Origin of the sequence: Pseudomonas extremorientalis, assembly GCF_001870465.1 — a bacterium.
GTDB lineage: Bacteria > Pseudomonadota > Gammaproteobacteria > Pseudomonadales > Pseudomonadaceae > Aquipseudomonas > Aquipseudomonas extremorientalis.
In genome coordinates this window covers 45,364-56,075 of sequence record NZ_MDGK01000058.1, presented here as the reverse complement: position 1 = coordinate 56,075, position 10,712 = coordinate 45,364, and the positions used below count along the sequence as shown (strand labels likewise).

At 62.3% G+C, this 10,712-nt stretch carries 10 protein-coding genes; 8 read left to right on the top strand and 2 right to left on the bottom strand.

All coding sequences use genetic code 11. The features are described from left to right. Positions 1-110 precede the first annotated feature (110 nt). Positions 111-890, top strand: coding sequence for an IclR family transcriptional regulator (locus tag BFN10_RS23895; protein ID WP_071491757.1), 780 nt, complete (start codon positions 111-113; stop codon positions 888-890). 121 nt (positions 891-1,011) lie between these two features. Here BFN10_RS23895 and BFN10_RS23890 read toward each other — a convergent pair whose 3' ends face one another. Then, positions 1,012-2,256 (bottom strand): saccharopine dehydrogenase family protein, encoded by a 1,245-nt coding sequence (locus tag BFN10_RS23890; RefSeq protein ID WP_071491756.1) that lies wholly within the window; start codon positions 2,254-2,256, stop codon positions 1,012-1,014. Positions 2,257-2,284: 28 nt separating this feature from the next. Beyond that, positions 2,285-3,382: a carboxynorspermidine decarboxylase gene (locus BFN10_RS23885; protein WP_071491755.1), complete on the bottom strand. Its 1,098-nt coding sequence runs from the start codon at positions 3,380-3,382 to the stop codon at positions 2,285-2,287. Between the two features lie 355 nt (positions 3,383-3,737). Here BFN10_RS23885 and BFN10_RS23880 point away from each other — a divergent pair, with 355 nt between their 5' ends. From BFN10_RS23880 to BFN10_RS23850, 7 genes are read left to right on the top strand one after another with little or no spacing between them, the layout of a single operon-like run. Beyond that, positions 3,738-4,757: a LacI family DNA-binding transcriptional regulator gene (locus BFN10_RS23880; RefSeq protein ID WP_071491754.1), complete on the top strand. Its 1,020-nt coding sequence runs from the start codon at positions 3,738-3,740 to the stop codon at positions 4,755-4,757. After that, entirely contained in the window at positions 4,741-5,745 is a 1,005-nt protein-coding gene (locus BFN10_RS23875) for an ABC transporter substrate-binding protein (protein ID WP_071491753.1), read from the top strand. Before BFN10_RS23880 ends, BFN10_RS23875 begins: the two co-directional genes overlap by 17 nt. Continuing rightward, the gene (locus tag BFN10_RS23870; protein WP_071491752.1) at positions 5,746-6,564 is read left to right on the top strand and encodes an ABC transporter permease; all 819 of its coding nucleotides are present in this window, start codon (positions 5,746-5,748) and stop codon (positions 6,562-6,564) included. Then, complete coding sequence (locus BFN10_RS23865; RefSeq protein WP_071491751.1) at positions 6,561-7,355, top strand: ABC transporter permease; 795 nt, start codon at positions 6,561-6,563, stop codon at positions 7,353-7,355. The genes BFN10_RS23870 and BFN10_RS23865 overlap by 4 nt, the downstream gene beginning before the upstream one ends. Further along, positions 7,352-8,383: an ABC transporter ATP-binding protein gene (locus BFN10_RS23860; protein ID WP_071491750.1), complete on the top strand. Its 1,032-nt coding sequence runs from the start codon at positions 7,352-7,354 to the stop codon at positions 8,381-8,383. The genes BFN10_RS23865 and BFN10_RS23860 overlap by 4 nt, the downstream gene beginning before the upstream one ends. 9 nt (positions 8,384-8,392) lie before the next feature. After that, positions 8,393-9,226 (top strand): phosphodiesterase, encoded by an 834-nt coding sequence (locus BFN10_RS23855; RefSeq protein ID WP_071491749.1) that lies wholly within the window; start codon positions 8,393-8,395, stop codon positions 9,224-9,226. Between the two features lie 7 nt (positions 9,227-9,233). Continuing rightward, entirely contained in the window at positions 9,234-10,553 is a 1,320-nt protein-coding gene (locus BFN10_RS23850; protein WP_071491748.1) for an OprD family porin, read from the top strand. Positions 10,554-10,712: the final 159 nt, after the last annotated feature.

Here is a 10,712-nt window from a genome sequence, read left to right as displayed (position 1 = left end):
AAAATCGACAAAATGAACTGTTCGTATCGATATGCGATATTAAGTGGTCTATTTCTGTGATTTGAGGTAGAAATATCACCACGCCTGATCGACCTGACCGCGAGTCCGCCATGTCCGAAGAACGCAACAGTCTGCACAACCAATCCCTGGAAAAAGGCCTGTCGGTGCTCAAGGCATTCAGTGCACAGCGCCGCAGCATGAGCCTTGCAGAGGTGGCCGAGGCCGCCGGCATGACCAAAAGCTCGGCCCAGCGCATGGTGTTTACCCTCGAAAGCCTGGGTTACCTTCGGAAACACTCCCGCACCCGGCATTACCAACTCACACCCCGGGTGCTGGAGTTGGGCTTCAGTTACCTGGATGCGCATTCGTTGATCGAGGTGGCGAATCCGTTTCTGTCGGAGTTGACCCGGCTGACCGGCGAGACCTCGTGCCTCACCGAGCCTGCGGGCTACGACATGACCTACATCGCACGTTTCGTCAGCGCGGGCTTTGTGCCGGTGCACATGCCGATCGGCTCGCGGGTGCCGATGTACTGCACGGCGTCGGGGCGGGCGTATTTGAGCGCGTTGCCGCAGGAGGAAGCGTTGGTGTTGATCGAGAACAGCCAGCGCATTGCGCATACCAGCCAGACGCTGACGGAAGTCGACAAAATCATGGCGTCGTTGCAGCAGGTGCGCGAGCAGGGCTATGCGGTCAATGGCCAGGAACTGTTCCTGGGCGACATGACCATCGGCGCGCCGGTACTGGGTGCCAATGGTCGACCGGTGGCGGCGGTGCATGTGGTGGCGCCGACCAGCCGCTGGACTCGGGCGGATGCGGAGAAACAGTTGGCGCCGGCGCTTCTGCAATGCTCAAGGGCACTGAGCAACTCGGCCCGTAACCTGGAATGACAGGCACCCTGAAACCCAATGTAGGAGGGGGCTTGCCCCCGATTGCAGTGTCTCAGTCAACACAGGTGTGACTGGTCTACCGCTATCGGGAGCAAGCCCCCTCCCACTTGCAGCTGCCTATTCAGGCAATCGCATCCCAAGCCCGATCACCGTTCTCGTCTTTGATCCGAGTCGGCAACCCCATCACATCCAGCGCCTTCAGGAACGGCTTGGCCGGCAGTTCCTCGACGTTGGCCATGTGCTTCACATCCCACTCGCCACGGGCCACCAGCAGTGCAGCGGCCACTGGTGGCACGCCTGCGGTGTAGGAGATGCCCTGGCTGTCGGTCTCGGCAAAGGCTTCTTCATGGCACGCCACGTTGTAGATGAACATCTCGTGGGGCTGGCCGTTCTTGGTGCCCTTGACCAGGTCGCCGATGCAGGTCTTGCCGGTGTAGCCGGGGGCCAGCGAGGACGGGTCGGGCAGCACGGCCTTGACCAGTTTGAGCGGCACGACTTCCAGGCCTTCGGCGGTGGTGACCGGTTTTTCGGAGAGCAGGCCGAGGTTTTTCAGCACGGTGAACACGTTGATGTAGTGTTCGCCGAAGCTCATCCAGAAACGCACGTTGGGCACGTCGAGGTTTTTCGACAGCGAGTGCACTTCATCGTGGCCGGTGAGGTAGAGGTTCTGCGGACCGACAACCGGCAGGTCATCGGTGCGTTTGACTTCGAACATGGTGTTGCTGGTCCACTGGCTGTTCTGCCAGCTCCACACCTGTCCGGTGAACTCGCGGAAGTTGATTTCCGGGTCGAAATTGGTGGCGAAGTATTTGCCATGGGAGCCGGCATTGACGTCGAGGATGTCGATCGAATCAATGCGGTCGAAATGCTGTTGCTGCGCCAGCGCGGCATACGCGTTGACGACACCCGGGTCGAAGCCCACGCCAAGGATGGCGGTGATGTTCTTCTGTTTGCACTCTTCCAGGTGGTTCCATTCGTAGTTGCCGTACCACGGCGGGGTCTCGCAGACCTTGCCCGGCTCTTCGTGGATGGCGGTGTCGAGGTACGCAACGCCGGTGTCGATGCAGGCCCGCAAAACCGACATGTTGAGGAACGCGGAACCGACGTTGATGACGATCTGCGAGTCGGTCTCGCGGATCAGGGCCTTGGTCGCTTCCACGTCCAGGGCGTTCAGCGCGAAGGCTTGGATATCGGCGGGTACCTTGAGGCTACCCTTGGCCTTGACGCTGTCGATGATGGCCTGGCATTTGGAGATGTTGCGCGACGCGATAGCAATACGACCGAGTTCGTCGTTGTGCTGCGCGCACTTGTGGGCCACCACCTTGGCGACACCTCCTGCACCAATGATAAGAACGTTCTTTTTCAATTGCTTTATCTCTCCTTTATCCGCCAGCTTACGAAAGGCTGGACAGGTAGTCGTCGTAACCAAATTCACGAACCATCTCGACTGTACCGTCGAGTTGTTTCACTACGATGGACGGCATTTTCAGGCCGTTGAACCAGTTTTTCTTGACCATGGTGTAGCCTGCGGTGTCGATGAACGACAGCCGATCGCCGATGGCCAGCGGACGATCAAATTGATACTCGCCGAAGATGTCTCCGGCCAGGCAGGATTTGCCGCACACCATGTAGGTGTGTTCACCGTCGCTTGGTGCCAGCTTGGCGTTGAGGCGGTAGATCAGCAGGTCCAGCAGGTGGGCTTCGATGGAGCTGTCGACCACGGCGAGGTGCTTGCCGTTGTAGAGGGTGTCGAGCACGGTCACTTCCAACGAGGCGCTGTTGGTGATCGCCGCTTCGCCGGGTTCCAGGTACACCTGCACGCCGTACTTCTCGGAGAATGCCTTCAGGCGGGCGCAGAACGCGTCCACGGCATAGTCTTCACCGGTGAAGTGGATGCCGCCGCCGAGGCTGACCCACTCGACCTTGTGCAGCAGCGCGCCGAAGCGTTCTTCGATGACGCCGAGCATCTTGTCGAACAGGCTGAAGTCGCCGTTCTCGCAGTTGTTGTGGAACATGAAGCCAGAGATCTGCTCGATCACACCTTCGATCTTCACCGGGTCCCATTCGCCCAGGCGGCTGAACGGACGCGCCGGGTCGGCCAGCAGGTAGTCGGAGCTGCTCACCTGCGGGTTGACGCGCAGGCCGCGGGTCTTGCCTTCGCTGCGTTCGGCAAAGCGCTGCAGCTGGCTGATGGAGTTGAAGATGATTTTGTCGCAGTTATCCAGCATCTCTTCGATTTCATCGTCGGCCCAGGCCACGCTGTAGGCGTGGGCTTCACCTTCGAACTTCTGGCGGCCGAGCTTCAACTCGTACAGCGACGACGAGGTGGTGCCGTCCATGTATTGCTGCATCAGGTCGAACACCGACCAGGTGGCAAAGCACTTGAGCGCCAGCAGGGCCTTGGCGCCGGACTGTTCGCGCACGTAAGCAATCTTCTGCATGTTGACCAGAAGCTTCTGTTTATCGATGAGGTAGTACGGCGTTTTGATCATTTTTGAGAGCCTGCGGCGGTGCCTGCCAAAAAAGGACACGCATTGTGCCCGCACTTGGATCGAATCGAAAGGTTAGTGGGCGGATTTTGCTGCGTCCGGTTTGTGACCCTACCCTGCGAGTATGACCATCTATGGATGGGCACCGATCCAATGTGGGAGGGGGCTTGCCCCCGATGGCAGTGTATCAGCCACCCAATCCAGTACTGACCCACTGCCATCGGGGGCAAGCCCCCTCCCACAGTTTGGCCCCTGTATATCGGGTCCACCGACATCAAACTGTCATCACCCTACCGCCGAATTGCCACATTCCGCCGCTACTGTCCTCGCCAATGAGATCGATCTCAAGCGAGTGACAATGACTGACTTGAAAGACGTCGCGCGGCTGGCCGGCGTATCCCGCGCCACCGCCGCCCGCACTTTTGCCTCCCCCGACCAGGTGCGCCCGACCACCCGTGAGCAGGTGTTCGCCGCCGCCCGTGAGTTGGGGTTCCGGCCCAATCTGCTGGGCCGCCAATTGCGCCTGCAAACCACCCGGTTGATCGGCGTGGTGGTGCCCAACCTGCTCAACCCGGTGTTCGCCGAACAGTTCCAGGCCATGGAGCGCGCGGCACGTGCACGCGGCTACAGCCTGCTGTTGGCGACTACCGACTACAACAGCGAGCGCGAAAGCATTGTGGTGGAAGAGTTGTTGCGCCAGCGCGTGGACGGCCTGGTGCTGACGGTCACGGATGCTGAAAGCAACGTCGTGCTCAGCAGCCTGAATACAGAGAAAACCCCGTTTGTGCTGGCCTACCACCAACCCAGCAACCCCAGCTACAGCGCTGTGTCGGTGGACAACCGCGCGGGCATGGCCTTGGCCACGCGTTATTTGCTGGAAGCGGGGCACCGCCGCATCAGCATGGTCGCCGGTCCCGCCTTGCAGTCGGACCGTGCGCGCCTGCGGTACGCCGGGTATTGCGAGGCGATGCGCGAATGCGGCTTGCCAGCGCGTCCGGTCATCGAAATGCCGGCACACACCCAGGCGGAATTCGCCGCCATCGCGCCATTCCTCCAAGGCGAGGATGCACCCACCGCACTGGTGTGTTCCAACGACTTCCTGGCCATCAGCCTGATCGCCGAACTGCGCCGCAACGCCTGGAACGTGCCCGAACAACTCTCGGTGATGGGCTTCGATGGCATCAGCCTCGGCACCCAGATGCACCCCACCCTGTGCAGTGTGGTGCAGCCGATTGCGCTGCTGGCCAGCACCGTGATTGACCAACTGCTGGCGCAGATCGCCGGCCATGCCCCGACGTCTCATTGCCTGCCTTGCCATATCCGGCCGGGCGAAAGCACTCAACCCCACGAGGAAACCCCTGATGCGCGCATTCCGTAAAACCCTGGCAGCCGTGCTGCTGTGCGGTGTGGCCAGCCTGGCCCAGGCCGCCGAAACCGCGATCTGCTACAACTGCCCGCCGGACTGGGCCGACTGGGCCACCCAGCTCAAGGCCATCGCCGCCAGCACCGGCGTGCAAGTGCCCTTGGACAACAAGAACTCCGGCCAATCCCTGGCGCAGTTGGTGGCAGAGAAAGCCGCACCGGTGGCCGACGTCGTTTACTACGGCGTGACCTTCGGCCTGCAGGCGCAAAAGGCCGAGGTGGTCGGCACCTACAAACCCAAGGCCTGGGACCAGATTCCCGCCGGGCTGAAAGACCCGGCCGGCCATTGGTTCGCGATCCACTCCGGCACCTTGGGCATCATGGTCAACGTCGATGCGCTCGGTGGTCTGCCGGTGCCGCAAAGCTGGGCCGACCTGCTCAAGCCTGAATACAAAGGCATGGTCGGTTACCTCGACCCGTCCAGTGCCTTCGTTGGCTACGTGTCGGCGGTGGCGATCAACCGCGCCATGGGCGGCGACCTGGACAACTTCGCGCCGGCCATCGACTACTTCCAGAAACTGGCGAAAAACGCGCCCATCGTGCCCAAGCAGACCGCCTATGCGCGGGTGCTGTCCGGCGAGTTGCCGATCCTGGTGGACTACGACTTCAACGCCTATCGCGCGCGCTACAAAGACAAGGCCAACGTCGCCTTCGTGATTCCCCAGGAAGGCAGCATCAGCGTGCCCTACGTGATGAGCCTGGTGGCCAACGCGCCGCACCGCGCCAACGCAGAAAAGGTCCTCGACTTCGTGCTGTCGGACGAAGGCCAGGCGCTCTGGGCCAAAGCCTACCTGCGTCCGGTACGGCCGATGAAGATGCCGGCGGAGGTGGCCGCACAGTTCCTGCCCGACAGCGACTACGCCCGCGCCGGCGTGGTGGACTACGAAAAAATGGCCGCTGTGCAGGAAGCCTTCGCCGCCCGTTACCTGAACGAGGTCAAGTAAGTGGCCGCATCGGCAAGACACGCAGCCTGGGCGCTGGCCCCGGCCTTTGCGGTGCTGCTCGCGTTCTGGCTGCTGCCGCTGGCGCACCTGATGGTGCTCGGTGCCGAGAGCCGCGACAGCCATGGCAGCGGCTACTGGCAGGTGCTCAGCAGTGCGCAGTACCTGGGCAGCCTTGGGCAAACCCTGCTGCTGGCGGTGGTGGTGACACTGGTGGCGCTGCTGATCGGCGGCATCAGCGGGGTGTTCCTCGCCCGGCAGCAGTTTTTCGGGCGTTCGGCGCTGGTGGCATTGCTCACGTTTCCCCTGGCGTTTCCCGGCGTGGTGGTGGGTTTCCTGGTGATTCTGCTGGCTGGCCGTCAAGGCCTGCTCGCCTCACTGGGCCTGCAATTGGCCGGTGAGCGCTGGATCTTCGCCTACTCGCTGGCGGGGCTGTTCGTGGGCTACCTGTATTTCTCGATCCCACGGGTGATCCTCACGGTAATGGCGGCATGCGAGAGCCTCGACCGCAGCCTGGAAGAAGCCGCCCATTCCCTGGGCGCCGGGCATTGGCGAGTGGTGTGCGATGTGATCGTGCCAGGCCTGGCGCCGGCGCTGGCCTCCTGCGGGGCGATCTGTTTCGCCACCTCCATGGGCGCCTTCGGCACCGCCTTTACCTTGGGCACGCGTCTGAACGTCACCCCGGTGGCCATCTACAACGTGTTCACCAACTACGCCAACTTCGCCGTGGCGGCCGCACTGTCGGTGGTGCTTGGCGCGGTGACCTGGGCCGTGCTGCTGCTCACGCGACGGCTGGTGAAAAATTCGGGGACTGTGCTGTGAAGCGCTCATCACTGTTTGTGTTGCAACTGCTGTTCACCCTGGTGGTGTGCGCCTTCATGCTGGTGCCGGTGCTGATGTCGCTGCTGGCCGGGCTGACCCGCAATTTCTTCGTCGGCCTGTCCAGTGGCTTGACCTTCGATTGGCTGGTGCAGGTGTGGCAGGCATATTCGCCCACCGTGTGGTTGTCGCTGCAACTGGCGCTGGCCTGCGCGGTGTGCGTCTGCGTGATTGGCGTGCCGGCGGCCTACGCCTTGGTGCGCATGAACAACCGCTTCAGCCGCGCCTTTGAAGAGTTGATGGTGCTGCCGGTGGCCATGCCGGGGTTGGCCAGTGCGTTGGCGTTGCTGTTGACCTACGGCCAATTCGGCAGTTTTCGCAGCAGTTGGCTGTTCATCCTGGTCGGCCATGTGCTGTTCACCCTGCCGTTCCTGGTACGCCCGGTGATGGCGGTGATGCAGCGCCAGCAACTGCCGGTGCTGGAGGAAGCGGCGGCCAGCCTGGGGGCCGGTCCGATCAAGCGCTTTTTCAGCGTGGTGGTGCCCAACTGCCGGGCCGGGATCCTGGCCGGTGTGCTGATGGTCGTCACCTTGTCCCTGGGTGAATTCAACCTGACCTGGATGCTCCACACGCCGATGACCAAGACCTTGCCCGTGGGCCTGGCCGACAGCTACGCCTCGGCGCGCCTGGAAATCGCCAGCGCCTACACCCTTATCTTTTTGCTGATGATCGTGCCGCTGTTGATTGCGCTGCAGGCCATCAGTGCCCGTTTGTCCCGTGGAGAGCGTCGATGACCGCTATCACTATCCGCCTGCAAGGCTGTCGCAAGGCGTTCGCCGACGGCACCGTGGCCGTGCATGACTTGAACCTGACCGTCGAAGGCGGCGAAACCCTGGCCATTCTCGGTCCGTCCGGCTGTGGCAAAACCACCACCTTGCGCCTGATCGCCGGCCTCGAACGCCCGGATGTGGGCCAGGTGTGGTTCGGCGACCAGGACGTGACGCGCCTGCCCATCGAACGCCGCGATGTGGGCATGGTGTTCCAGAATTACGCGCTGTTTCCCAACCTGGATGTGGCCGGGAATATCGTTTATGGCTTGAAGATTCGCGGTATGTCGGTGGTGGAGCGTAACCAGCGCTGCGACGAGTTGCTGGAACTGGTGGGCTTGCAGCACCACGGCAAACGCAGCATCCATGAGCTCTCCGGCGGCCAGCGCCAGCGCGTGGCCTTGGCGCGTGCGTTGGCGCCGCGCCCGAAAGTGTTGCTGCTGGACGAACCGCTGGCCGCCCTGGATGCGCAACTGCGCGAACGCCTGCGCAGCGAGCTGAATGAGTTGCTGCGCGGCCTGGGCATCACCTCGGTGTTCGTCACCCACGACCAGGGCGAAGCCATGGCCCTGGGCGACCGCATCCTGGTGATGGAGCACGGACGTGTCGCGCAATTGGCCAGTCCGCGTGACATCTACCAGAAACCGGCCAATGCCTTCGTCGCGGGCTTTGTCGGCAACCTCAATGCCTTTGCCGTGCTCGAGCCATCGGCCCATGGTTTGAAAGTCTGTGGCGGCGAGTTGCCGTGGCAGGACGTCAACCTGCCCAGCACCGTCTATTGCCGCCCCGAACACCTGAGGGTGATGGAGAGCGAAGGGCACTTGCACGGCCACCTGCTGGCGCAGTTCTTCCAAGGCGCGCAAAGCCGCCTGCTGGTGGATGTGGGCGGCCCGCAACCGCTGCTGGTCGACAGCAGCGACAACCAGCTGTACGCCGTCGGCGCACCGATTGCCCTGGCGATCGCGCCGCACATGTTGTTCACCCTGAATGCTTGAGACTCTATCGTGAATCGTCCGTTTCTCGTCGCGCAGATCAGCGACCTGCACCTTAAAGCCGGCCAGCGTCTCACTTACGGGGTTGTCGATACGTTAGGCGCACTGCGCCGCGCCGTCGACCACTTGAACGCCAGCCACCCACGGCCCGATATCGTGGTCATCAGCGGTGACCTGGTGGACTTCGGCCGCGCCGATGAATACGCCGTGCTGCACCCCGAACTCGCGCGCCTGCACATGCCGTGCTACCTGGTGCCGGGCAATCACGACAGCCGTGGGCCGTTACTGGAAGCATTTCGTGATCACGCGTATCTGCCGTTGTCGGCCGAGGGCCCGCTGGACTGGGTGGTCGACGACCATCCACTGCGCCTGATCGGCCTTGACTCGACCATTCCTGGCGGCCACGGCGGCCAGTTGCTCGATAGCCAATTGCACTGGCTGGACGAGCAACTGGCGTTGCGCCCGGATGCACCGACGCTGCTGATCCTGCATCACCCGCCGTTCATCAGTGGCATCGGCCACATGGACCGCGAACCCTTCATCAATGCCAGCGCCCTGGAGCAAGTCGTTGCCCGCCATCCGCAAGTGGAGCGCTTGCTGTGCGGCCATCTGCACCGGCCGATGCAGCGGCGTTTCGGTGGCAGCCTGAGTTGTGTGTGCCCCGGCACCTCCCACCAGATCGTGCTGGATTTGCAAGAAGCGGCGCCCGCGCATTTCAACCTGGAGCCGGCGGGCTATCTGTTGCATCGCTGGGACGTGCAGCAGGGTTTGATCAGCCACAACGGCGTGTTCGGGGAGTACCCGGGGCCGTATCCGTTCTATGACGCCCATGGATTAATTGACTGAGGTTGTGATGAAAGCCACTTTGCATGTGTTAAGCGTGTTGACCGGCGGCCTGGGCATTGCCCTGAGCCCCCTGGCCTCGGCTGATTTTCTGAGTGACAGCAAAGCCAACTTGAGCCTGCGCAACTTCTACTTCAACAACGACAACCGTGACGGCGCCGCCGCACCGTCGAAGACCGAAGAGTGGGGCCAGGCATTTATCCTCAACTACCAGTCGGGCTTTACCGACGGCACTGTCGGCTTCGGCCTGGATGCCGTGGGCATGCTCGGCGTCACCCTCGACAGTGGCGCCGGCCGTCATGTGGGCAGTTCGATGATCCCCACCGACGACGGCAAGGCCGCCGACACCTGGGCCCGTGGCGGCGCGACGGCCAAGGCGCGTTTCGCCAAGAGCGAACTGCGCTACGGCTACCTGCGCCCGAACCTGCCGATCCTGGTGAGCAACGACGGGCGCCTGTTGCCGCAGTCGTTCGAAGGCGGGCAGATCACCAGCAAGGACATCGATAACCTGACCTTGATCGGCGGCCAACTGCAGCACACCACCGGCCGTGGTTCCAGCGACCGCAGCGGCCTGGCGGCGGCCGGTGGCACCCAGGAAAGCAATAAATTCAACTACGCCGGTGCCGATTACCAGGTGACCAAGGACCTGTTGGTCCAGTACTACTACGCCAATCTCGAAGACTATTACCAACAGCACTTCGCCGGTTTGATCCATGTATTGCCCCTGGGCGACTACGGCTTATTGAAAACTGACCTGCGCTACTTCAAGACCACCTCCGACGGCAAGAACAGCAGCGTCGCCGGCCGTGCCGAAGGCTACAAGCTCGGCGGCTATACCAAGAACGGCACGGGTGAAATCGACAACAACACCTGGAGCGCAGCGTTCATCTACTCTCTGGGCCCGCACGCGATCACCGCCGGTTACCAGCAAGTCTCGGATGACAGCAACTTCGCCCAACTCAACCAGGGCGGCCTGGTCAACAAAGGGGAGGGCGGTTCCAGCCTGTACCTCTACACCGACCGTACCGTGCAGACCTTCATCCAGGCCGGCGAACGCACGGCCTTTGCCCAATACGCCTATGACTTTGCCTCGCTTGGCGTGCCGGGCCTGAAGGCGTCGGTGATGTACTTGAAGGGCGAGCACATTCTCACTGCCAGCGGCAACGATGCCAGCGAGTGGGAGCGCGATATCTCGCTGGATTACGTGGTGCAGAGCGGCACGTTCAAGAACGTCGGGTTCGGCTGGCGCAACGGTGTGTCGCGCAGTGAAGTGGCGCGGGACCAGGATCAGAATCGGGTGTTCGTGAGTTATTCGATTCCGTTGATGTAACGACCTTTCAAGCACTGCAAAACCCACTGTGGGAGCCGTCGAGCCCCAGCGAGGCCGCGATGACGGCGGCACTGCCGATAGAGATGCCGCTGACACACCTCCATCGTAGCCTCGCTGAAGCTCGACGATCCCCATTTTTATTGTGTGTTGCGCAGCCGG

Excerpts from the sequence above, each read along its gene's own strand:
- BFN10_RS23895 (WP_071491757.1), top strand. The coding sequence starts at position 111 with ATGTCCGAAGAACGCAACAGTCTGCACAACCAATCCCTGGAAAAAGGC.
- BFN10_RS23885 (WP_071491755.1), bottom strand. The coding sequence starts at position 3,382 with ATGATCAAAACGCCGTACTACCTCATCGATAAACAGAAGCTTCTGGTC.
- BFN10_RS23880 (WP_071491754.1), top strand. The coding sequence starts at position 3,738 with ATGACTGACTTGAAAGACGTCGCGCGGCTGGCCGGCGTATCCCGCGCC.
- BFN10_RS23875 (WP_071491753.1), top strand. The coding sequence starts at position 4,741 with ATGCGCGCATTCCGTAAAACCCTGGCAGCCGTGCTGCTGTGCGGTGTG.
- BFN10_RS23860 (WP_071491750.1), top strand. The coding sequence starts at position 7,352 with ATGACCGCTATCACTATCCGCCTGCAAGGCTGTCGCAAGGCGTTCGCC.
- BFN10_RS23850 (WP_071491748.1), top strand. The coding sequence starts at position 9,234 with ATGAAAGCCACTTTGCATGTGTTAAGCGTGTTGACCGGCGGCCTGGGC.